Raw genomic sequence first — 22,234 nt, 5'->3', positions numbered from 1 at the left:
TCTCCTCGGGTCAGGCCCCCGGGGCCACCGTACAGAGGGAAAACGGGGTCGGAGAGGGTGTTCGCGGCAATCTCATGGCCCGCGACCCGGTATGTGGAAAACATCCCAGCCTGTGGATAACTCTCCATAGGTAGCGACTGTTTATACCGATTTATGGGGATATTTGGTGATTTATCGCCTCGTGGGTGCCGGCCTGCCCGAGGTGCGGAGCTGTGGAAAACCTGTTCGGAGAACCGGCGGAACGGCGGGCCGAGGCTCGGGCCCGAAGCTCGCCCGTCTTCTCCTCCAGCAGCCCGGCGTACGCGCTGACCTCGGAGGTCACCTCGGCCAGCCCGACGGCCGCGCGGTGCAGCCCCTCGATCATTCGCTCGGTCATTCGCTCCGTCGCGGGGGCGGCGGTGAGGCGTTCGACCCCGCGACGGCGCATTCGCCCGGCCGCCGCGCGGAAAAGGAGCCTGACGCGTCCCCCGCCCGAGGCGTCACGCCCGGATGATGTGGCCATATCTCCAGGGTGCCACATTTTGAACAGGTTCAGGGGTAAGGAGGGCACACACCCGTGAGCGGAGAAGGGCGACGGGGCGCGGTAATGACGGAGGTAAATGCTGTGACGATTGGTGCAAGAGTTAATTACCGTCCATATCACCCGGATAAGTGTTCCGTCATCTAGCGAAACCGTCACTTTCTTCTGAAGCGGCGTTGACAGACGTGTTCCTATCAAACGAGCATGGGTTCTGGTTTTTGTCCGGCAGCCCGTCGGCATGGTGCGCATAATGGCGTAAATTCAACCAGTAGTCCCCATATTTATGATCACTCTGGGAGTCCCCCTACCCATGAGGACCAGTGAGAAGCCAACGGGCCGTGTCCCGGTGAACGCCGAGCGCCAGTCGTCGGCGGGCACCCTGTCCGGGCCGGCGTCGCGCAAGCTTCCCGTGCCCCCACGCGAGCGCAAACCAGCCCTCGCCGCCCTCGCCGTCCTCCTCATCCTGGGCGGCGCCCTCGCCACCACCCTGCTCGTGCTGCGCAGCGGCGACCGCGTCTCGGCGATCGCCGTCTCCCAGCAGATCGGTGCGGGCCAGCAGTTCACCGAGGCGATGCTCAAGGAGGTCCAGATCGCCGACACCGGCATCGGCTACGTGGCCTGGTCCCAGCGCGCCCGCGTCGCGGAGAACTTCGCCCGCGTCACCCTCATCCCCGGAACGCTCCTGACCCGCGAGATGGTGGTCTCCGCCAGCAGGGAACTGGGCCCCGGCAAGGCCCAGGTCGGTCTCGCCCTCAAACCCGGACAGTCACCGGGCACCCTGGAGCGCGGAGACCGGGTCCAGGTCGTCTACGTGCCGAGCAGGGGCGGCGGCGCCGGCCAGGAGCGGCGGGTGCTGGCGCAGAGCGCCCTGGTCCACCAGATCGGCACGCCCGGCAGGAGCGGCGCGAACGGCCTGGTCACCATCATCGTGGACAGTTCCATCTCGCCGGAGGTCGTCGCGTACGCCTCCACCGGTGAGATCGCGCTCGCCGAGCTGCCGGGAGCGCGCTGACGTGGCGCTCATCGTGCTGGCCGCGGACAAGGGCGCACCCGGGGTGACCACGGCGGCCACCGCGCTCGGCGCGATCTGGCCGCGTCCGGTGCTGCTCGCGGAGTGCGACCCGGCGGGCGGCGATCTCGCCTACCGCCTGCCCGCGGCCGACGGCGGCGTGCTCAACCCGGCCAGGGGCCTGCTCACCCTGGGGGCCACGGCCCGGCGCGGGCTGCACCCGGAACAGATCCACGAGCACACCCAGAAGATCATCGGTGGCCTGGACATACTGGCGGGACTGACCCACGGCGAGCAGGCGGCCGGGCTGACCTGGCTCTGGGGGCCGCTCGGCCGGGCACTGGCCACGATGCCCGGCGCCGACGTGCTGGCCGACTGCGGACGCCTCGGCGGCCACCCCCAGCTGGCCGAGCTGACCGCGGAGGCCTCGCTGGTGGTGCTGTTCACCAGGGCGAGCCTGGACCACGTCGCCCACCTGCGGGAACGTCTGCAGATCATGCCTCGCGAGCCGCAGGTGGGCGTGGTCGTGATCGCCGACCCCCGGCAGTACCGCACGACGATCGAGGAGGTCCGCCGGATCGTCGTGGGCACCGGCAGGAACCTCGCCTTCGTGAGCGGGCTCGCGCACGACCCCAAGGGCGCGGAGCTGCTGCGCGGCCAGTGGGGTGGGCGCCTGGACCGCTCCCTGCTGATCCGCACCGCCCGGGAGCTGGGCGGCCGCCTCGCCGCACAGGTCAGCGCTCCCGAGCCGGTGATGGGCATGCCCGTCGAGCCGTCGAGCGGGGCCAGGCCGTGACCATCGACCACACGCTGGTCAAGCGCTTCCGGCAGGACGTCGGAGACAGGCTGGCCCACCAACGCCGCCTGGACCAGGCCAGCGGCCTGCAGCCGATGACCGGTGAGGACGAGCGCCAGTTCGCCCGCGCGCTGATCGCCCAGATCCTGGAGGAGTTCGCCCGCGGCGAGATCGGTGTCGGCAGGACCCCGCCCACCGCCGAGGAGGAGGAGGCGCTGGCCGCGGGGATTCACGCGGCCCTGTTCGGCGTCGGCCGCCTCCAACCCCTGCTGGACGACCCCGAGGTCGAGAACATCGACATCAACGGCTGCGACCGGGTGTTCGTCGGCTACGCCGACGGCCAGGAGATCATGCGTGAGCCGGTGGCCGAGTCCGACGAGGAACTGGTCGAGCTGATCCAGATCCTCGCCGCCTACAGCGGCCTGTCCAGCAGGCCGTTCGACACCGCCAACCCCCAGCTCGACCTGCGCCTTCCCGACGGCTCCCGGCTCTCGGCCGTGATGGACGTGACGGTCCGCCCGTCCATCTCCATCCGCCGCTCCCGGCTGGGCAAGGTCTTCCTCAGCGACCTGGTGGGAAACGGCAGCCTGACCCCGGAGCTGGGGCGGTTCCTGGCGGCGGCGGTGGCGGCCAGGAAGAACATCATGATCTCGGGCTCGACCAACGCCGGGAAAACGACACTGCTGCGCGCCCTGGCCAACGAGATCCCGCCTTCCGAGCGGCTCATCACCGTCGAGCGCGCCCTCGAACTCGGCCTCGACCAATTTCCGGAACTCCACCCCAACGTGGTCGCCTTCGAGCAGAGGCTGCCCAACTCCGAGGGCCAGGGCGAGATCACCATGGCGGAACTGGTCCGCCGCTCCCTGCGGATGAACCCGTCCAGGGTGATCGTCGGAGAGGTCCTCGGCGACGAGATCGTCACCATGCTCAACGCGATGACCCAGGGCAACGACGGCTCGCTGTCGACGATTCACGCCAACTCCTCGATGGAGGTCTTCAACCGCATCGCGACCTACGCGCTCCAGGCCACCGAGCGTCTGCCGATCGAGGCCACCCACATGCTCATCGCGGGCGCGATCGACTTCGTGGTGTTCATCGAGAAGCGCAACGACTACGCGGTGGGAGGCAGGCTGCGGCGCTTCGTGTCGAGCGTGCGCGAGGTGGCCGGGGTGGACGGCAGGGTGCTCTCCTCGGAGGTGTTCGCCATGGCGCCCGACGGCCGGGTCGTGCCGCACGCGCCGCTGTCCTGCCTGGAGGAGCTCGCCCACTTCGGCTACGACCCGGGAGGCTGGACATGACCTCCCTGCCTCCGGGCCTGTTCGACCCGCTGGTGATGCTGGCCGGCATCGCGATCGGCGCGGGGCTGTTCCTGCTCGTCGTCGCGCTGTACGGGGTGCGCCCCCGCCCGTCGTCCCCCGGCAGGAAGGCGGGCAGGCGCGAGTTCGTCCGCGCCCTGTCCACCCGTACCGCGGTGGGGGCCATCGTCGGGGTGGTCGTGCTGGTGGTGACCGGGTGGCCGGTCATGGCGGTCGGAGCCGTGCTCCTCGCCCTGGCCTGGCGGGGCCTGTCCGGCGGAGCCGCCGAGGAGCGGACCGCGATGCGCAGGCTGGAGGCCCTGGCCGCCTGGACCGAGTCGCTCCGCGACACCATCGCCGGAGCGGCCGGGCTGGAGCAGGCGATCCCGTCCTCGATCCGGGCGGCGGCCCCCACGCTCCGCCCGCACCTGCGGTCGATGGTCGACCGCCTGCACACCAGGATGGCGCTGCCCGACGCGCTGCGGCGCTTCGCCGACGAGCTCGACGACCCCTCCGCCGACCTGGTCGTGGCCGCCCTCATCCTCAACTCCAAGCTGCGCGGCCCCGGTCTGCGCGACGTGCTCGGCGCGCTGGCCGTCTCCGCCCGCGAGGAGCTCGACATGCGCCGCCGGGTCGAGGCCGAGCGCCGCTCCACCCGGCGGAGCGTGCAGATCGTGGTCGGCACGGCCATCGCCTTCGCCGTCATGCTCGTGGTGTTCAACCCCTCCTACGTCGAGGAGTACGACAACGCGCTCGGCCAGGCCGTGCTCGTGGTGGTCGCCGGGCTGTTCGGCGCGGGGTTCGCCTGGATGCGCCGCCTGGCCCGCTTCGACAAGCCCGCCCGCCTGCTGGGCCTGCCCTCCGGGGGTGAGGTGTCCGATGACTGAGGCACTGCTGGCGGGCTCCGTGCTCGGGATGGGCCTGTTCCTGTTGTTCCGGGCGCTGTTCCCGGCCCGCCCGGGACTGGTGACGCGGCTGCTGGCGCTCGACGCGGCCCGCGAGGGCACCGACGCGCCTCGCGCCCGGCTCATCCTGCCCGACGAGGAGGTCAGCGTCCTGCGGCGCGGCCTGGGGGAGCGGATGGCCCGCTTCTACGCGGCCAGGGGCTGGGAGGCGCGCTCCGCCAGGGCCGACCTGGCGCTGCTCGGCAGGTCGTTCGAGGGTTTCCTGGCCACCAAGGTGCTGCTGGCGGTCTCCGGGCTGCTGGCCTTCCCGCTGCTGGTCGGCTGGCTGGTGCTGATGGACTGGGGCGTCTCCCTCACCGTCCCGCTCTGGGCGGCGCTCGTGGTCGCCGGGGTCTTCTTCGTCCTGCCGGACCTGCAGGTCAAGCGGGACGCCGCGCGGATGCGCCGCGACTTCCGGCACGTCGTCGGCTCCTTCCTGGACCTCGTCGCGATGAACCTGGCGGGCGGGCGCGGGGTGCCCGAGGCGCTGATGATGGCGGTCTCGGTGGGCAGCCCCGGCCCCGACGAGGAAGGCGCCAACTGGGCGATGTCCCGCATCCGCGAGGCGCTCGGCAACGCCAGGATCGTCGGCATCACCCCCTGGCAGGCCCTCGGCCAGCTCGGCGACGAGATCAACGTGGACGAGCTGCGCGACCTGTCCGCGGCGCTCGGCCTGGTCGCCGACGACGGCGCCAAGGTCCGCTCGTCCCTCACCGCCCGTGCCGCGACCATGCGCCGCCGCGAGCTGGCCGAGATCGAGGGGCAGGCGGGCGAGCGTTCCCAGTCGATGCTCGTCGCCCAGCTGCTGCTCTGCGCGGGTTTCGTGATCTTTCTAAGTTTTCCGGCCGCTATGAAGATGTTGGGGTCCTGACCATGCTGAGCCATCCGTGGATCACTTACGCGACCGCCGTTCTGAGCGTCCGGATCGAAAGGGCGCGCAACGCCCCCACCAGGGGGGCCTCCGCCGTCGAATGGGTCATCATCACGGCCATCATCGCCGGGGTGGCGCTCGGCCTCGCCACGCTCATCAAGACCCTCGTCGAGGGGAAGCAGGCGGAGATCTCCAGCCAGTTCGGCGGCGGGGGCGGCGGGGGCGGCGACCTTGGAGACCCGTGACCGTGAGCGGGGCCGCCCCGGGAACGGGGGGGCCAGGCCAGGCCGGGACGGCGGCCGGGGTGACGAACGCGGCGCCACCGGGCACGGTGCGCGTCCGGCCGCGCGCCGACGAGGCCGGGCCGGTGGCCGGGACGGTGAACGCGGCGCCACCGTGATCGAGTTGGCGATCATCATGCCGGTGGTGCTGGTCGTCATCCTGCTCATCGTGCAGTCCGCCCTCTGGTTCCACGGACGCCAGATCGCCGACGCCGCGGCCAGGGAGGGGGCGCGGCTGGCCCGGGTCGACACCGAGTCCTGGCAGCAGGACGCCGAGTCCCGCGCCCGGGAGGTGATCCGGACCGTCGGCCCGAAGCTCCTGGAGGGCGCCACGGTCACCGCCTGGGCGGAGGGCGACCAGCGGGGTGTCGAAGTGACCGCCTCGGCGGTCCAGGTCGTCCCGCTGCTGCCCTCCACCACGTTCACGGTCACCGCGCGCTTCGGCGGTCCCGTCGAGTGTTTCCGGCCCGACGACGGAAGCGAAGGATGCCAGTTAGCCGACTGATCCCCGCGGTGGGGAACGATCGAGGGTCGCTCAGCGCCGAGACGGTGCTGCTGGCCCCGGTCTTCCTGCTCTTCCTGCTGTTCCTGGTCGGCGCGGGAAGGGTGGTGGAAGCACAGGGCGAGGTCAACGGCGCCGCCAGGGACGCGGCCAGGGCCGCCTCCGTCGAGCGCACGCTGGCCGAGGCCGAGGACGCCGCGGCCGAGGTGGCCCGTGCCGCGCTGTCCGGCGAGTGCGAGCCCGAGGTCAGCCTGGCCGGCACGGACTGGAAGGAGGGCGGCCGGGTCCACGCCCAGGTGACCTGCTCCCTGGATCTGGAGTTCCTCGGCTTCGGCGCCGCCAAGGAGATGAGGGGCGACTCGGTGGTCCCGCTGGAACAGTTCCGGAGAGTCGAGTGAACCTCGTGAACCCACCCTCGCGGTGCCGGGGCCTTCCCGGTCCGGCGTGTTCGGGCGCCGGGAGAGGACGCCACGGTGAGCGGGGGTCGATGTCGATCTTCACGGTGATCTTCTCGGTGGTGGTGTTCCTGCTGGCCGGGCTGCTCGTGGACGGCGGGGCCGCCATCAACGCCCGGCTGCGGGCCGCCGACATCGCCGAGCAGGCCGCCAGGGCCGCCGCGGACCAGATCGACGTCGAGCACCTGCGCGCCACCGGCCAGGCCCGGCTGCTGGGAGAGGGGGAGGTCTGCGCGAAGGCCGAGGAGATCGTCTCCGCGCACGGCGCCGGCGACGTCCGGCTCACCCGATGCGAGCTCGGTGGCGCCCAGGCCGAGGTCACCGTGAACGTCTCCGTCGGCTGGAAGGCGTTCTTCCTGGCCGCGTTCGGCTTCCCCGGCTCGGACATGGAGGCCCTGGCCGCGGCGGGGCCGGACATCGGGACAGACCAATTGCCGTGAATCGCTGGCCCACCGGTTGACCGACGACGAATCTGGACGGGGAGGGAGACGAATGCCCACGCGACAGCCCGTGCGTATCAAGGACAGGCGCACACCGGGAGACCTGCTGGCGGGCCTTGGCGCGCTGGCCGTCCTGGTCGCGCTCATCGCGGGGGTCCCCTACGCCCTGTTCCGGCTGGCCGGGCCGCCGCTCCCGCCCGAGCTGCGCGACCTCGACCTGCTGACCAGCCAGGTGGGCACGAGCACGATCGTGGCGATCCTCGTGCTGCTGGTCTGGCTCGCCTGGCTGCAGATGGTGGTCTGCGTGCTGGTCGAGATCTACGCCGGAGTGCGCCGGGTGGGGATGCCGGCCCGGGTGCCGTTCTCCGGGGGCACACAGATGTTCGCCAACCGGCTGGTCTCGGCGGCCATGCTGCTGTTCACCGTCTCGGCGGTGGCCCTGCCGATCGCGAAGCTGACCAGCCTGCCACCCGCGACCTCCTCGGCCATCGTCTCGACCGGGCTGTCGGCGGCGTCGGCCGCGGCGGACGCCGAGCGGGTGGAGTTGGCGCCGGTGCAGAAGGCCAAGAAGGTCTACGTGGTGCAGCCGCCGCACGGCCGTCACCACGAGAGCCTGTGGGAGATCGCGGAGAAGTGCCTCGGTGACGGGCGGCGGTATCCGGAGATCTACCGGCTCAACCAGCACAGGGAGCAGCCGGACGGCAGCCGCCTGCGGATGGCCGACCTGATCAGGCCCGGCTGGGTGCTGGACATGCCGGACGACGCGCGCAACGTGCACATCGTCCCGGCGTCCCAGCCGCGCGACGACACCCTCAAGGACCACCCCGGCAAGCCCGCCGAGCTGGACGGTCGGACCCAGACCTTCACTCCGGGCGGTGCGGACCTCCCGGCGGAGCCCGTACCCGAGATCTCCACTCCCGGCGAGGGCGCGGACCAGGCACGGGAGAACGTGCGCCACGACACGGCCGAGCGCCGTCCCGACGCCGCCGAGCGCGGCGCCTCGCACGACCCGCGCCAGGTGCCCGTCCCCAGGGCGACCGCCGAGCGCGGCCCGGACACGGCGGCCAGCACGGCGGCCACCACCGCGCCCGGCACCAACGCGCCCGAGCGGCGGAATTCCGGTGCGGCGGACCCGGGAGCGGCGGTGGCGGGGCCCGCGGAGAACGGGCAGAACACCGGGCTGGAGATGCTCGACTATCTGGCCGGGGCCTCGCTGGCCGCGGCCGGGCTGCTGCTGGCGCTCGGCCGTAAGCGCAGGCGGCAGCTCTGGCACCGGGCGTTCGGGCGCCGGATCACCCGGCCGAGGGACGACGCCGCCCAGGCCGAGCTGGCGCTCAGGCTCGGCGCGGACGCGCCGGGCAGCCGGATGCTCGACGTCGGGCTCCGGCTGCTGGGCAGGTCCCTCGCCGCCCAGAACCGCGTCCCGCCCACGGTCTACGCGGCCCACCTGTCGCCGCAGACCCTCGACCTGTGGATCCACCCGCCGGACCCCGACGCGCCCGCGCCCTGGAGTGCCCATGACGGAGGCCAGGTCTGGCGGCTTCCCGCGCACGAGGGCCGGATGCTCGACGAGCAGGCACTCGCCGACGCGCCCGCGCCGTACCCGGGGCTGGTCTCGCTCGGTTCCAGCGGTGAGGGCAGGGTGCTCGTCGACCTGGAGGCCGCCCACGGTCCGATCAGCATCGGGGGCGCCCAGGCCACCGCGGCTCTGGCGGCGCTCGCCGTGGAGCTGGCGACCAACCGCTGGTCGGACCGGATGCGCGTCACGCTGGTCGGCTTCGGCGAGGAACTGACCGTGATCGCCCCCGACCGGATCAGGTACGTGGGCGGCCTGGCGGAGATCCTGCCCGAGCTGGAGGCGTCGGGCAAAGACGGCGGTAACCGAGGCGGGGTGCTCACCGGCAGGATCCACGGACGCGCCGCCGACCCGGTCTGCACCCCGCACTACCTGCTGTCCGCGATCGCTCCCACCGAGGAGGAAGGCCGCCGCCTGGCGCTGCTCGCCAGGAAGGGCGTCAGGACCGCCGCCGGGTACGTCATCGCGGGTGACGTGCCGCACGCCACCTGGAACTGGACGATCACCGAGGAGGGCCGCGCCAGGGTGGACGCGCTCGGGTTCGACGTGGCCGCGCAACTGCTGCCACGGCGGCAGTACCGGGCACTGATCGATCTGTTCCTGGCGACCGAGCGGCTGGAGGGCGAGCCGCTCGCCGACGAGCCGGAACCGGTCACCGGGACACCCTCGGTCGAGGTGCGGATCCTCGGCCCCGCCGAGGTCGTCGGCCCCTCGCCGATGGAGGAGGGGCGAGCCGTGATCGCGGTCGAGCTCGTCGTCTACCTGGCGACGCACCCCGGCGGCGTCCACCCCGTCGTGCTCGGCGGCATCCTCTGGCCACGTGGCGTGCAGGCGGTCGTCAGGGACGCCACGATCGCCAGGGTCGTCGCGTGGCTGGGCACCGACAGCCAGGGGCGGCCCAACCTCTACGCCGACACCTCGGGGCGCCTGCGGCTCGGCCCCGAGGTGCGCACCGACTGGATGCTCTTCCGCGACCTCGTCCGGCAGTCGCACGCCAACCCCGGCGGGCGTCCCGAGCTCCTCGACCGGGCACTGGGTCTGGTACGGGGTCCGCTGCTGAACGACCGCCCGCGTGGTCGCTACGCCTGGCTGGCGGCCGACGACCTGGAGTACAACGTGGCCGCGGGCGTCGCGGACGCCGCGCACCGGCTCTGCGAGGTACGGCTGGCCCGCGGTGAGACCGACCAGGCGGTGGCGGCGGTGCGGGCCGGGCTGCTGCTGGCCGCCGACGACGAGGGGCTCTGGCGCGACCTGCTGCGGGCCACGCATCTCACCGACGACCCCGTCCGCCTGCGTGCCGTGGCCGACGCCCTGCACCGGCGGGCCGCCTCCCACCCCTACGGCGGCGGGATGGCGCCGGAGACCGAGGCCCTCATCGACGAGCTGCTGCCCGCGTGGCGGATGCGCTCGGCTCCGACGGCATGACGGGCCCGGCGGGTCCGGTCCGCGCGTCGGAGGTCACGCGGGGGCGTGGCACGGTGGGCCGCCGGGTGCGAGGCGAGGGCGGCGGGGAAGCCATGCCGAATCGTGCATATCGGTGGTTCCGGGGGGCGGGCGCTCCTAGCGTGATCGGTGTGCGTGTGGTGATCGCGCTGGTCATGCTCCTGACGGCGGCCTGTACCCCGTCGGAGGCTCAGCCGTTCACTCCCGTCGATCTTTCCGACACCTCTCCCGCCGAGACCTCCTCGCGAGCTCCCACGGGGTCCTCCCCGCAGGACCCGGCACGGCCGGCCGCGCCGCGGGAGGAGACGGTCGAGGTCGCGCCGGGAGTGCGGGTGGTGGTCGAGTGGCCCGCCGCGCCCGACGCCGACACGACCACGATGATCGAGGTTCTCCGCGACTACTTCGCCGGAGCCTTCAGGGCGGTCGTGAGCGGGGGCCGTGACACCGGCTACCTCGACGTGGTCGAGTACGACGCGGTCGACGACGCGTCCTCCTGGGTGGGGGCGTTTCTCGACGAGCGCAGGTCGGTGCGGGGGACCGCCCGGCTGTACGCCCTGAACGTCAGCGCGGTCAGCGGCTCGGGCGACGACCGGGGGGCGCAGCTGGACGTCTGCGTCGACGAGTCGAAGATGCGCCTTCTCGACTCCTCCACCGGCAAGCCCGTCACCGGGCAGCCCGACTGGACCAGGAAGCCCTTCCTGCAGTCCGCCGCGATGGGGCGGGCCGCCGACGGGGGCTGGCGTATCAGGCTCTTCCGCCACGCGAAACTCCCCGACGAGCGCGCGAAGGGCTGCCTCAGATGACTCTCTGCCCGCGGCCGGAACCCGGTCCCCCCACCGGAGGTGTTCGATGATCGGAAAAGTGATCCTCGCGGGGTCGCTGCTGTTCTCCCCCGCCGCGCCGTCCGACCCTCCCGACACCGGGGGAGCGACCGGTGAGGGCTTCCAACGCGGCAAAGAGGCCGGGGTCACCCTCAAGGACTCCCGGATCGTCGTCACGGGCACCGGGCTCAGCGGGAAGAGCGACGGATATCGGATCAAGCGCCCCTGCTGGTACGAGCCCCGGGGCAACGCCGCCGACATGCTGGACTCGCAGCGAGACGCCCTTCCCGACGCACTCCCCGGGCAGGAGTGGGAGAGGCGGAAGGAGGCGCTGGAGCCGTTCGAGGCCCGGATCGGCCAGGAGGGCACCTGGTGGCAGCGCGCCTACAACTCCGCCGACCCGAACGGGCTGGCGTGCGTGGCCGCGCTGGGCGAGCCCTACGTGTTCGCCCCCCCGAACACCACGCCGCCCGCCGGGATCACCATCGCCGAGCTGGTCGAGATCGCCCGTGCCGCGCTGACCGTGCCCGAGCCGAAGATCGAGCTCAACCCGGACGCCAGGAGCTACGTCAACCTGCCGACCTGGGTCTGGCTGAGCGGCATCGGCGAGACCACCAGGTCCGTGACGGCGACGCTGCCCGGGGTGATGAGCGCCACCGTGACCGCCACCCTTGAGGACATCCGGATCGACGCGGGCACCACCGCCGACCGGGCGGAGGTCAAGGAGGAGTGCGGTCCCGGTGGCAGGCCGTACGCGAAGGGCGCCGCGTTCACCTGCGGCGTGCGCTACCTGCGGGCCTCGGTCGATCAGCCGCGTGACGTCTACGTGCTGACGGTCACCTCGGTCTGGCCCATCGAGATCGAGGACGACGTGGTGCCCTTCGCCTACGACCCGGTGGAGGTCGGGGTCACCCGCGACGTCCCGGTGGGCGAGGTACAGAGCACCGTCAGGAAGACCGGCTGAGGCGGTCACCCGCACCGTCCGGGCCGATCTCGACGCCTTCGACGGCGGGAGACCCCCGGCCCGGTTCCTCGGGAAGCCGGTGAGGCCGCCTGGCCGGACACCTCCGCTCGCGCTACTCGCCGGCGATCGCCTTCTCATGGGTGAGCAGCCACCGCTTGACCGGCGTGCCGTAGTAGTAGCCGCCGAACCCGCCGGTGGACGGCAGGATGCGATGGCAGGGGACGAACGGCGCGATCAGGTTCTGCGCGCACGCGCTCCCGGCCGCCCTGGCCGCCGTCCTCGGCAGGCCCGCCCGCTCGGCGAGCTCGGCGTAGCTGATCGTGGCGCCAGGCGGGACCTCGCGCAGGGCGGTGAGCAGCCGCTGCCGCGTGGGGGTGCCCGGCTGTTCCAGCGCCACGGAGTCGAGGGCCTTCAGATCGCCGTCCAGGTAGTCGCGTACGGCACGCGCCGGGTGGCCCAGGTCGGCGGTCAGGGCCAGGCCCTCCGACCGGAGGCCGGGGGAGAGGCGCGCGAACATCTCGTCCGGGGCCTCGGTGAAGCCCGCCGCGACCAGGACGCCCTCGCGGGCGAGTAGTGCCAGCGGACCGATCGGGGTGGTGAGTACCTGTGCTTCTATCATTCGGAACTCCAAAGGTGCAGTGCGGCGTACGCCCGCCATGGACGCCACCGCTCGATGTGGTCTTCCGGGATGCCCAGGCAGGCCATGGCCCGCCGCAGGCCGAGGTCTCCGCCGGGCCAGGCGTCCGGGTCGCGCAGCGCCCGCAACGCGATGTAACCCGAGGTCCACGGCCCGATCCCGGGAACCTCGAGCAGCCCGGCCACCGCCTGGGCGGGCTCCTGTGCCCCGTCCAGGTCGATCTCGCCGTCCGCCACCCTGGCGGCGAGCGCCTTCAGCGTGGCCACCCGCCGCCCGGTCAGGCCCAGCCCGCCCAGATCCGCCTCGTGGAGCTCGGCGGCGGTCGGGAACAGGTGGGTCAGCCCCTCGTCGCCGTCCGTTCCGTGATGCGGGCGCCCGGCCCGGGCGGTGACGCGCCCGAGGATGGTGCGGGCGCCCGCGACGGAGATCTGCTGGCCGATCACGGCGCGGACGGCCACCTCGAAGCCGTCCCACGCGCCGGGCACTCGCAGCCCGGGGCGGGCGGTGACGAGCGGTTCCAGCGAGGTCTCGCCAAGGGCGGCGGAGATGGCCGCGGGGTCCGCGTCGAGGTCGAGGAGGCGGCGGCAGCGGGCGACGATCCTGGCCAGGTGGCTGGTGTCGTCGACGCTCACGTCCAGCCGGACGTGGTCCGTCTCGGGGGTGAGGGTGACCGCGCCGCCGGGGACGGCGCGGCGGTAGGACGTGCCGTCCGCGCGCTCCAGACCGGGGATCGCCCGCGCGGCCAGGAACCGCATCAGGGTCGCGGCGTCGTACGGCTCCCTGCGGTGTAGCCGCAGGGTCAGCGCGTCGCCCGAGACGTCGGTGCTGCGTCGGGTGGTCGCCCGCAGCTCGCCCGGGGTGAATCCGTAGGTGTCCTTCATGGTCGCGTTGAACTGCCGGACGCTGCCGAAACCCGACGCGAACGCCACGTCGACGATCGGCAGCCCGGTCTCGGTCAGCAGTTGCTTGGCCAGCAGCAGACGCTTGGTCCTGGCCACGGCCAGCGGCCCCACGCCGATCTCCGTGGTGAACAGCCGGTGCAGGTGCCGCCCGGTGATGTGCAGCCGCCCGGCCAGCCGGGCCATCCCGCCGTCGTCCGCCACGCCCTCGTCGATCAGCCGGAGCGCCCTGCCGACCAGGTCGCCCCGGTGGTCCCAGCCGGGGTCTCCGGGGCTCAGCTCGGGCCGGCACCGCTTGCACGGCCGGAACCCGGCCGCCTCGGCGGAGGCCGCGTGGCGGTAGAACCGCACGTTGCGGCTGGCGGGGGTGCGTGCCGGGCAGATCGGCCGACAGTAGATACGGGTGGAGGTGACCGCCGTGTAGAAGCGCCCGTCGAACCGGGCGTCCCTCGCGGCCACCGCGCGGTAACAGGCATCGAAGTCGAGCTCTCTCACGGACATGCTGACGACGCTACTCGCAGCCCATCCCGTACGACTGGCGGGAATCGGACATGGTCGTGGCGGCCGTCGGGGGGAGGGCCGTGACCCGCTGAGTCGTGCCTCGCGGGCGCGTCACTTGGAGGAGACGCCGACCCCGATCTCGAACTCCCGGTAGACGCGGGCCCAGAATCCGTCGCGCAGCCAGACGCGTGCCTCGGGGTAGGGGCGGAGGGAGTGACCCAGCTCCTTCTCCGCCTCGATGAGCAGCTCGGTGTCGATGACGGTGGGCAGGATCGGCCCCGGGAGCAGGTCGCGGATGTTGTCGCGGCCACGGGTGAGGATCCACTTCTGGGCCACGTGCTCGCCGACCTCCTCGACGCGCGGGCGGCTCGGGCCCAGCTTGGTGACCTGGCCCGCGGGGGTCTTGGGCTTGGCGGTGGCGGCGGTGCGCCCGGCGAAGACCTGGGCGGGGGAGGGGGCGATCGGGGCGGCCGGCACCGGGACCGGTGCGGGGGCCCGGCTGAAGAAGGAGCGCAGGAAGTCGGCACTGATGATCTCGACGGTGTCGGACTCCCAGACCAGGCGCTCGGCCTGGTTGGTGCCGTACGGTGGCTCCACCCCCCACAGGTGGATCCGCACCCCGTAGGCCTGGGCGGCCTCGACGGCGGGGACCATGTCCTCGTCCCCGGCGAGCAGGATGGTGTCGCTCACCGCGTGGTGCCTGGCCAGCGCCTCCAGGTCGCTCCTGATCTGCGCGTCCACGCCCTTCTGCTGGCCCCTCGCGTTGAGGTTGCCCAGGCGGACCTTGACCCAGGGGAGCTGCGCGATGACCCGCTGGTCGACGGTCGGCACCCGGTCGCGGGCGGCGTCGTACCAGTAGATCCTCAGCAGCTCGCCGTGGATCCGCTCCTCCGCGTGCTTCTGCAACGCCTGGATCAGTTCGTCCGCCGCGACCCGGTACTCCTTGCGCTCCTTGGCACTCAGAAGCACCTCTCCCGCCGCGGCGTACAGGTACCCGACGTCGACCAGGACGGCGTACTTCGCGGCGATGGGGTGTGACGTGAGGTCCAGGATGGTCATGTCGTCCTCCAGGCCTCGGAACTAGCTGATCGGCTGACTATATGCGCCCATTTCTTAGATGGTCCCAACTCTCGTGCAAGTTGACACCCCGTTCTGAGGATCTATCTCGGCAGCGCGCTCGATCTCCATGCGCCTTGTCCGGTAGGAAGATGTTTTCGCATGCGATGTGAGTGATTGCTCCAGGATTTTGGCGTCTGCAGGGCTTTCGGGCTCGAAGTCGCGGCCGCGGTATGTACGGAGAGAGCGATCACCACCGCGGCGATCTCCTCGGGGGTCGCATCCCCTTTAATGATCTTCAGGTGTCTCACAGCGGGATGTTCCCATGCTTCTTCGGCGGCAGGGTCGCGCGCTTGTTGCGCAGGGTCCTGAGCGCCTTGACGATCTGGACTCGGGTGGCGGAGGGACGGATCACCGCGTCCACATACCCACGTTCGGCCGCGAGATACGGGTTGGCGAGCGTGTCCTCGTATTCAGCGATGAACCGGGCCCGCTGGGCGTCCGGATCGGCGGCCGAGGCGAGCTCGCGCCGGTAGAGGACGTTGACCGCGCCCTGCGCTCCCATCACCGCGATCTGCGCGGTCGGCCAGGCCAGGTTGATGTCGGCGCCCAGGTGTTTGGAACCCATCACGTCGTAGGCTCCACCGTACGCCTTGCGGGTGATGACCGTGACCAGCGGCACCGTCGCCTCGGCGTAGGCGTAGAGCAGCTTGGCGCCGCGGCGGATGATCCCGTTCCATTCCTGGTCGGTGCCGGGAAGGAATCCGGGGACATCGACAAATGTCAGTACCGGAATGTTAAAGGCATCGCATGTACGTACGAATCTCGCGGCCTTCTCCGAGGCCGCGATGTCCAGCGTGCCGGCGAAACTCATCGGCTGGTTGGCGACGATCCCCACGGAGCGCCCTTCGACCCGGCCGAAACCCACCAGGATGTTCGGCGCGAACTGCGCGTGCACTTCAAGGAATTCGCCGTCGTCCAGGACGTGTTCGAGAACCTTGTGCATGTCGTAGGGCTGGTTCGCCGAGTCGGGGATCAGCGTGTCGAGCTCCCGGTCGGAGTCGGTGGTCTCCAGCACCACCTCGGTGTCGAACACCGGGGTCTCGTCCAGGTTGTTGGAGGGCAGGTAGGAGAGCAGTGCCCTGGCGAACTCCAGGCAGTCGGCCTCGTCGGAGGCCTCGTAGTGGGCGACACCCGAGCGGGAGTTGTGCGTGTGCGCGCCGCCGAGCTCCTCGAACGTCACCTCCTCGCCGGTGACCGTCTTGATCACGTCGGGGCCGGTGATGAACATGTGCGACTTCTCCGACACCATCAGCACGAAGTCGGTGAGGGCCGGCGAGTAGACGGCGCCGCCCGCGCACGGGCCCATGATCAGCGAGATCTGCGGGATCACTCCCGAGGAGTGCACGTTCCGCTTGAAGATCTCGGCGTACAGGCCCAGCGAGACGACACCCTCCTGGATGCGCGCCCCGCCGGAGTCGTTGATGCCGATCACCGGGCAGCCGGTCTTCAGCGCGTGGTCCATGACCTTGACGATCTTCTCTCCGAAGACCTCGCCCAGGGAACCGCCGAAGACCGTGAAGTCCTGGGAGAACACCGCCACGGGGCGGTCGTCGACGGTGCCGTATCCGGTCACCACCCCGTCGCCGTACGGACGCTCGCGCTCCATGCCGAAGCTCGTGGACCGGTGCCTGGCCAGTTCGTCGAACTCCACGAAGCTGCCCTCGTCCAGGAAGGCGAGGACCCGCTCCCTGGCGGTCATCTTGCCCTTCGCGTGCTGTTTCTCGATGGCGCGCGCGGAACCCGCGTGGGCGGCCTCGTCCAGACGGCGTTCCAGATCGGCCAGTTTGCCGGCCGTCGTACGGACATCGGGTTCGGCGGCTGTGGTCTCGGCGCTCAGAGGCTCGCTCATGCCAGCAGGGTAAACCGCCCTCTGGCAGTGCGAACTATCGGGGGCGACCGTTCGTTTTCCGGGTGAGTCGGCTGATCGCCGGAGCCGTGACCCTGGAAGGGGGGAACATGCCGGACGCCATCGAGGCGGTGCGAACGCAGGGGCTGTTCAAGAGATTCGGGCAGCAGGTGGCCGTGGGAGGCGTCGACCTCGTGGTGCCCAGCGGCAGCTTCGCCGGACTGGTCGGCCCCAACGGGGCGGGAAAGACCACCACGCTCAGCATGGTCACCGGCCTGCTGCGTCCCGACGGGGGCTCGATCCACATCGGTGGTGTCGACGTCTGGCGCGACCAGGTCGCGGTCAAGAGCCGCATCGGCGTGCTCCCCGAGGGGCTGCGCCTGTTCGAGCGACTCTCCGGCAGGGAGTTGCTGTCCTACAACGGCCAGCTCCGAGGCATCCCCAGGGCCGAGGTGGAGCAGCGGGCCGACGGGCTGCTGAAGGTCATGGGCCTGACCGAGGCGGCGGACAAGCTCGTCGTGGACTACTCGACGGGTATGCGCAAGAAGATCGGCCTGGCCGCCGCGCTGCTGCACAACCCCGGTGTGCTCTTTCTCGACGAGCCGTTCGAGGGCGTCGACCCGGTCAGCGCCAACACGCTCGTCGAGGTGCTCAGGCGCTACACCGACTCCGGCTCGACCGTCGTCTTCTCCAGCCACGTCATGGAGCTCGTCGAGCGCCTGTGCGACTGGGTCTCGGTGATGGACGGCGGGCGGATCGTCGCCCAGGGGCCGCTGGACGAGGTCAGGGCGGGCCGCAGCCTCAACGAGGCGTTCCTGGGGCTGGTCGGCGCCCGGGGTGACGGCGCGAGCGGGCAGGAGGGCCTGTCATGGCTGGGCGCGACCCCGGCATGAGCGCGCCGGACCGGCAGAGAGCCGTGCCAGAGGCCGTGCCCGGGACCGTGCGGGTGGGGCCCTCGGTGTTCGTACGGCTCAAGCTCCGGCTCGTCGCCGGCAACCTGCGCGGCAGCGTCCAGCACCTGCTGGGGTTCGTCTTCACGGTGATCGCCGCGATCGTCTTCGCCGCCCTGGGCTTCTTCGCCATGACCACGCTGCGCCTCGCGCCCGCCGAGGTCGCGGGCGACGTCGTCACCGTACTGTTCACCGTCTTCCTGGTGGGCTGGGCGGTCGTGCCGCTGCTCGCGTTCGGGCTGGACGACACGCTCGACCCGTCGCGGCTGGCGCTCTTCCCACTGCGGACCGGCCTGCTCGCCACCGGCATGTTCGCCGCCTCGATCACCGGCGTCTGGCCGATCGCCACGCTGGTCGTCATGATCGGGGCGGTGGCCGGCCTGGCGGGCGGGGCAGGCGGGGCGATCCTGGGCACGGTGGCGGTGCTGCTCCACTTCGCGCTCTGTGTCGTCCTCTCCCGGCTGGTCACCACGGCGCTCTCCGGCGTGCTGCGCACCCGCAGGGGCCGCGACGTGCTGGCCGTCTCGGTGATCTTCGTCGTGCTGGGGGCGCAGCTGCCCAACCTGCTGCTCAACGGCGGCCTGTCGGCCGACCCGGGGGCGATGCTGCGCGGTGTCGCCTCGGTGCTGCGCTGGACCCCGTCGGGTATGGCGGCGCACGCCGTCGCCGACGGAGGAGCGGCGGCCCTCCTGGCGATCGTCGTGCTCGCCGCCCTGGTCGCCGGGGTGGGGTGGCTGTGGATCGCGGCGCTGCGCCGCGCCCTGGTCTCCCCCGACGCCTCCACCCAGAGCTCCTCGGTGCGCAACTCCCGGGGCCTGCTGGCCGGGGTCCTGCCCGACGGCCCGCTCGCCGCGGTGGTGGGCAAGGAGCTCAGGTACGCCCGCCGCGATCCGCGGGGCAGGGTCGGCTGGTTCGCCGCCGTCGCTGTCGCGGGCATCATGGCCTTCTCGCTGAACGGGGAGGGCGGTCCGACCGGGGTCGCCCTGGCGGTCGCTCCCGCCTGCATCGGGGCGGCGCTGATCAGCATGCAGTGGTGCAACGCCTTCGGCATCGACGGCCGCTCGCTGTGGATGAACGCCGTCGCCTACGGCACCGACCGCGACTGGCGCACGGACATCGCGGGGCGGCACCTGGCCGTGGCGACGATCGGCGTGCCGTTGCTGCTGGTGCTCTCCCTGGTCGCGGCCCTGCTGGCCGGGTCCGCCGAGGGCATCGTCTGGGCGGTCCCGGCCACCCTGACCGCCTGGGGCGTCCTCGGGGTCGGGCTCGGGGTGGGCGCGCTGACCAGCGTGCTGATGCCCTACACCGTGCCGGAACGCCTGAACGCCTTCACGGGCGCGGCTCCGGGGCAGGGCGGCATCGCCTTCGTCGCCTCGTTCGGCGCGCTGATCGGCACCGGCCTGCTCGCGCTGCCGATCGTCCTGCCGGTGCTGCTCGGCCTCACCTGGGTCTCCGCGCTGGCGGTGCCGTACGGGCTGCTGCTCTCCGCAGGCGGCCGGAGGGTCGCGGGTAAGGCCGCTTTCGCCAGGTATCCAGCGCTGTTGCAGGCGACCTCCAGGGCCGCCTGAATGGTCTAGTCCAATGGGTGAGACCGGTCTCCGCCGGAGAAAACGGACTGGGTACGCTGACAAACATGCCAGCCACCGTGTCTCATCAGGTAGAGCGCTCCTCCGCTGTCACCGAGATGCCCGACGAGCTGCGCGCGGACGTGCGACTGCTCGGTGAGCTTCTGGGGCAGGTCATCGCCGAGCATGGTGGCGATGACCTGCTCGCCGACGTCGAACGGCTGCGCAAGGCGGTCATCGGCGCCCGCCGCGGGCAGGTGTCGGTCGACGAGATCACCGCGATGGTGGCCGAGTGGCCCGTCGATCGCGCGGTACAGATCGCCCGCGCGTTCACGTGCTACTTCCACCTGGCGAATCTGGCCGAGGAGCACTTCAGAATCCGCACGCTCAGGGTCCGCGACACCGGCGAGGAGCCGCTGCCCGAGTCCCTGGCCCAGGCGGTCCAGGAACTCGGCGGCGAGAAGGTCGCCGGCCTGGTCGAGGGGTTGCGCCTGCACCCGGTGCTGACCGCGCACCCCACCGAGGCCCGCAGGCGCGCCGTGGTCACCGCGATCCAGCGCATCAGCGGCCAGCTCGCCCTGTACAACAGCCCGGAGCGGGGGGCCGCCGAGCGGGCGGAGACCCGCCGGCGGCTGCTGGAGGAGATCGACCTGCTCTGGCGGACCGCCCAGCTCAGGTCCACCAAGCTCGACCCGCGAGACGAGGTCCGCACCGCCATGGCGGCCTTCGACGAGACCCTCTTCCGGGTGGTCCCGCAGGTCTATCGCGCCCTGGACGCCGCGCTCGGCGGGGGCGGCGGCACCGAGAGGCCCCGGGCCCGCGCCTTCATCAGGTACGGCAGCTGGATCGGCGGCGACCGCGACGGCAACCCGAACGTCACGGCCAAGGTGACCAGGGACGCCGTGCTCATCCAGGCCGAGCACGTGCTGATCGCCCTGGAGACCGCCGCCGGCCGGATCGGCCGCTCGCTGACCCTCGCCGCCGGCTACGCCCCCGCCTCGCCCGAGCTGCGGGCCGCGCTGTCCGCCGCGGTGAACGACCACCCCGAACTGGTCTCGGAGATGGCCACCCGCTCCCCGCAGGAGCCGCACCGGCAGTGGCTGATGTTCGTCGCCGCCCGCATCGCGGCCACCAGGCAGCGCGGGCTCGACCTGGCCTACCGCTCGCCCGAGGAACTCCTGGGCGACCTGCGAATCGCCCAGGAGTCGCTGGTCGCGGCCGGGGCGAGGAGGCAGGCGTACGGGGAACTGCAGCACCTCGTCTGGCAGGTGGAGACGTTCGGCTTCCACCTGGCCGAGCTGGAGGTCCGCCAGCACTCGCAGGTCCACGCCGCCGCGCTGGAGGAGATCGCCGCCGGACGCACCTCCGAGCGGACCGAGGAGGTCCTGGCCACGATCCGCACGATCGCCTGGATCCAGGAGCGGTTCGGGGTGGCCGCCTGCTCCCGCTACGTCGTCTCCTTCACCCGCTCGGCCGACGACATCGCCGCCGTGCACGCGCTGGCCGCGCACGCGCTGGGCGAGCGGGCCCCCCGGCTCGACGTGGTCCCGCTCTTCGAGTCCGGCGCCGACCTGGCGGCCGCCCCCACCGTGCTGTCGGGGATGCTGCAGATCCCCGAGGTCCAGGCCAGGCTGGCCGACGACCGGCGCCTGGAGGTCATGCTCGGCTACTCCGACTCCGCCAAGGAACTCGGCCCGGCCGCGGCGACGCTGAAGCTGTACGAGGCCCAGGAGGCGCTGGCCGCCTGGTCGGCCGAGCACGACGTGCCGCTGACACTCTTCCACGGCCGGGGCGGCGCCCTGGGCCGGGGCGGCGGCCCCGCCAACCGGGCGGTGCTCGCACAGGCCCCGGGGTCGGTGGGCGGCAGGTTCAAGGTCACCGAGCAGGGCGAGGTCATCTTCGCCCGCTACGGCCACGACGCCATCGCACGCCGTCACATGGAGCAGGTCACCTCCGCGGTGCTGCTCGCCTCCACCCCGTCCATCGAGGCGCGCACGGCCGAGGCCGCGGGACGCTTCCGGGCGGTGGCCGAGCAGGTCGCCTCCGCCTCGGAGAAGGCATACCGGCTGCTGACCGAGGCGCCCGGCTTCCCGGAGTGGTTCTCCCTGGTCAGCCCGCTGGAGGAGATCGGCTCGCTCCGCCTGGGCTCCCGCCCGGCCCGGCGCGGCCTCGGCGCGCCCCGCTCCCTGGACGACCTGCGGGCCATCCCGTGGGTCTTCGCCTGGGCCCAGACCAGGGTCAACCTGCCCGGCTGGTACGGCCTGGGCAGCGGCCTGGAGGCGGTCATCTCCGAGGCGGGCCTGGGCGAGCTGCGCGCCGCCTACCGGGAGTGGCCGCTGTTCGCCTCGCTGCTGGACAACGTGGAGATGTCGCTGGCCAAGACCGACCGGGACATCGCCGCCCGCTACCTCGCGCTCGGCGCCAGGGACGACTTCGTCGCGCAGGTCCTGGCCGAGTACGACCTGACCCGCCGCCTGGTCCTGGAGATCACCGGCCACACCCGGCTGCTGGAGGACCGCAAGGTGCTGTCCCGCGCGGTGCAGCTCCGCGACCCGTACGTCGACGCGCTCTCCCACCTGCAGCTCCGCGCCCTGTCCACGCTCCGCGCGGACGAGGGGCTGTCGGAGGAGGAGCGCGAGCGCCTGTCCACGCTGCTGCTGCTCTCGGTCAACGGCGTCGCCGCCGGCCTGCAGAACACGGGCTGATCCGCTCGCCACCGCCGGCCGGCCCCGCACGGGGCCGGCCCGCGGGGGTCCACGGCCGACGCGGTGCGCCCCCGCGGAGAGGGTGTATGGCTCCT

22 protein-coding genes are annotated in these 22,234 nt (G+C 72.0%); 16 read left to right on the top strand and 6 right to left on the bottom strand.

Annotated features, from left to right (window positions below; genetic code table 11):
* Positions 1-151 precede the first annotated feature (151 nt).
* Entirely contained in the window at positions 152-502 is a 351-nt protein-coding gene (locus tag AB0J58_RS24930; RefSeq protein WP_364219399.1) for a hypothetical protein, read from the bottom strand.
* 328 nt (positions 503-830) lie between these two features.
* Here AB0J58_RS24930 and AB0J58_RS24925 point away from each other — a divergent pair, with 328 nt between their 5' ends.
* The 13 genes from AB0J58_RS24925 (at position 831) to AB0J58_RS24865 (ending at position 11,917) form a co-directional block, all read left to right on the top strand.
* Positions 831-1,532 (top strand): hypothetical protein, encoded by a 702-nt coding sequence (locus AB0J58_RS24925; protein WP_051751733.1) that lies wholly within the window; start codon positions 831-833, stop codon positions 1,530-1,532.
* Position 1,533: 1 nt separating this feature from the next.
* Complete coding sequence (locus AB0J58_RS24920) at positions 1,534-2,325, top strand: hypothetical protein (RefSeq protein WP_343973883.1); 792 nt, start codon at positions 1,534-1,536, stop codon at positions 2,323-2,325.
* Positions 2,322-3,623, top strand: a complete 1,302-nt coding sequence (locus AB0J58_RS24915) for an ATPase, T2SS/T4P/T4SS family (RefSeq protein ID WP_343973886.1) — start codon at positions 2,322-2,324, stop codon at positions 3,621-3,623. Before AB0J58_RS24920 ends, AB0J58_RS24915 begins: the two co-directional genes overlap by 4 nt.
* A complete protein-coding gene (locus AB0J58_RS24910) occupies positions 3,620-4,507 on the top strand; it encodes a type II secretion system F family protein (protein WP_030907642.1) in 888 nt (295 codons plus the stop codon). The genes AB0J58_RS24915 and AB0J58_RS24910 overlap by 4 nt, the downstream gene beginning before the upstream one ends.
* Entirely contained in the window at positions 4,500-5,435 is a 936-nt protein-coding gene (locus AB0J58_RS24905) for a type II secretion system protein (RefSeq protein ID WP_343973893.1), read from the top strand. The genes AB0J58_RS24910 and AB0J58_RS24905 overlap by 8 nt, the downstream gene beginning before the upstream one ends.
* 2 nt (positions 5,436-5,437) lie before the next feature.
* On the top strand, positions 5,438-5,680 hold the full coding sequence (locus AB0J58_RS24900; RefSeq protein WP_364219396.1) for a hypothetical protein: 243 nt from the start codon (positions 5,438-5,440) through the stop codon (positions 5,678-5,680).
* The gene (locus AB0J58_RS24895) at positions 5,677-5,835 is read left to right on the top strand and encodes a hypothetical protein (RefSeq protein WP_364219393.1); all 159 of its coding nucleotides are present in this window, start codon (positions 5,677-5,679) and stop codon (positions 5,833-5,835) included. Before AB0J58_RS24900 ends, AB0J58_RS24895 begins: the two co-directional genes overlap by 4 nt.
* The gene (locus AB0J58_RS24890) at positions 5,832-6,221 is read left to right on the top strand and encodes a TadE/TadG family type IV pilus assembly protein (RefSeq protein WP_364219391.1); all 390 of its coding nucleotides are present in this window, start codon (positions 5,832-5,834) and stop codon (positions 6,219-6,221) included. Before AB0J58_RS24895 ends, AB0J58_RS24890 begins: the two co-directional genes overlap by 4 nt.
* Positions 6,203-6,616 (top strand): TadE/TadG family type IV pilus assembly protein, encoded by a 414-nt coding sequence (locus AB0J58_RS24885; protein ID WP_364219388.1) that lies wholly within the window; start codon positions 6,203-6,205, stop codon positions 6,614-6,616. The genes AB0J58_RS24890 and AB0J58_RS24885 overlap by 19 nt, the downstream gene beginning before the upstream one ends.
* Positions 6,617-6,705: 89 nt before the next feature.
* Entirely contained in the window at positions 6,706-7,113 is a 408-nt protein-coding gene (locus AB0J58_RS24880; protein ID WP_364219385.1) for a pilus assembly protein TadG-related protein, read from the top strand.
* 52 nt (positions 7,114-7,165) lie between these two features.
* Positions 7,166-10,114 (top strand): hypothetical protein, encoded by a 2,949-nt coding sequence (locus AB0J58_RS24875; protein ID WP_364219382.1) that lies wholly within the window; start codon positions 7,166-7,168, stop codon positions 10,112-10,114.
* A 149-nt stretch (positions 10,115-10,263) separates the two neighbouring features.
* Positions 10,264-10,935, top strand: a complete 672-nt coding sequence (locus tag AB0J58_RS24870) for a hypothetical protein (protein WP_364219379.1) — start codon at positions 10,264-10,266, stop codon at positions 10,933-10,935.
* Between the two features lie 46 nt (positions 10,936-10,981).
* Positions 10,982-11,917: a hypothetical protein gene (locus AB0J58_RS24865; protein WP_364219377.1), complete on the top strand. Its 936-nt coding sequence runs from the start codon at positions 10,982-10,984 to the stop codon at positions 11,915-11,917.
* Between the two features lie 112 nt (positions 11,918-12,029).
* Here the strand turns inward: AB0J58_RS24865 and AB0J58_RS24860 are convergent, their stop codons facing one another.
* From AB0J58_RS24860 to AB0J58_RS24840, 5 genes are all read right to left on the bottom strand, one after another.
* Entirely contained in the window at positions 12,030-12,536 is a 507-nt protein-coding gene (locus tag AB0J58_RS24860; RefSeq protein WP_364219374.1) for a methylated-DNA--[protein]-cysteine S-methyltransferase, read from the bottom strand.
* Positions 12,533-13,954: an AlkA N-terminal domain-containing protein gene (locus tag AB0J58_RS24855; RefSeq protein ID WP_364219371.1), complete on the bottom strand. Its 1,422-nt coding sequence runs from the start codon at positions 13,952-13,954 to the stop codon at positions 12,533-12,535. Before AB0J58_RS24855 ends, AB0J58_RS24860 begins: the two co-directional genes overlap by 4 nt.
* 111 nt (positions 13,955-14,065) lie before the next feature.
* On the bottom strand, positions 14,066-15,013 hold the full coding sequence (locus AB0J58_RS24850) for an NYN domain-containing protein (RefSeq protein ID WP_343981305.1): 948 nt from the start codon (positions 15,011-15,013) through the stop codon (positions 14,066-14,068).
* 101 nt (positions 15,014-15,114) lie between these two features.
* Entirely contained in the window at positions 15,115-15,321 is a 207-nt protein-coding gene (locus AB0J58_RS24845) for an acyl-CoA carboxylase subunit epsilon (RefSeq protein ID WP_364147223.1), read from the bottom strand.
* On the bottom strand, positions 15,318-16,922 hold the full coding sequence (locus tag AB0J58_RS24840; RefSeq protein WP_364219368.1) for an acyl-CoA carboxylase subunit beta: 1,605 nt from the start codon (positions 16,920-16,922) through the stop codon (positions 15,318-15,320). Before AB0J58_RS24840 ends, AB0J58_RS24845 begins: the two co-directional genes overlap by 4 nt.
* Before the next feature lie 107 nt (positions 16,923-17,029).
* Between AB0J58_RS24840 and AB0J58_RS24835 the strand changes: the two genes are divergently transcribed.
* The 3 genes from AB0J58_RS24835 (at position 17,030) to AB0J58_RS24825 (ending at position 22,139) form a co-directional block, all read left to right on the top strand.
* Positions 17,030-17,812, top strand: a complete 783-nt coding sequence (locus AB0J58_RS24835) for an ABC transporter ATP-binding protein (RefSeq protein WP_364147229.1) — start codon at positions 17,030-17,032, stop codon at positions 17,810-17,812.
* A complete protein-coding gene (locus tag AB0J58_RS24830; RefSeq protein WP_364219365.1) occupies positions 17,788-19,437 on the top strand; it encodes a hypothetical protein in 1,650 nt (549 codons plus the stop codon). Before AB0J58_RS24835 ends, AB0J58_RS24830 begins: the two co-directional genes overlap by 25 nt.
* Before the next feature lie 65 nt (positions 19,438-19,502).
* Positions 19,503-22,139, top strand: coding sequence for a phosphoenolpyruvate carboxylase (locus tag AB0J58_RS24825; protein WP_364219362.1), 2,637 nt, complete (start codon positions 19,503-19,505; stop codon positions 22,137-22,139).
* Positions 22,140-22,234: the final 95 nt, after the last annotated feature.

Origin of the sequence: Streptosporangium sp. NPDC049644 (genome assembly GCF_040675205.1) — a bacterium.
Classification (GTDB): Bacteria; Actinomycetota; Actinomycetes; order Streptosporangiales; family Streptosporangiaceae; genus Streptosporangium; species Streptosporangium fukuiense.
The sequence above is the reverse complement of the archived record's forward strand: the minus strand, read 5'-3'. Positions and strand labels throughout refer to the sequence as shown.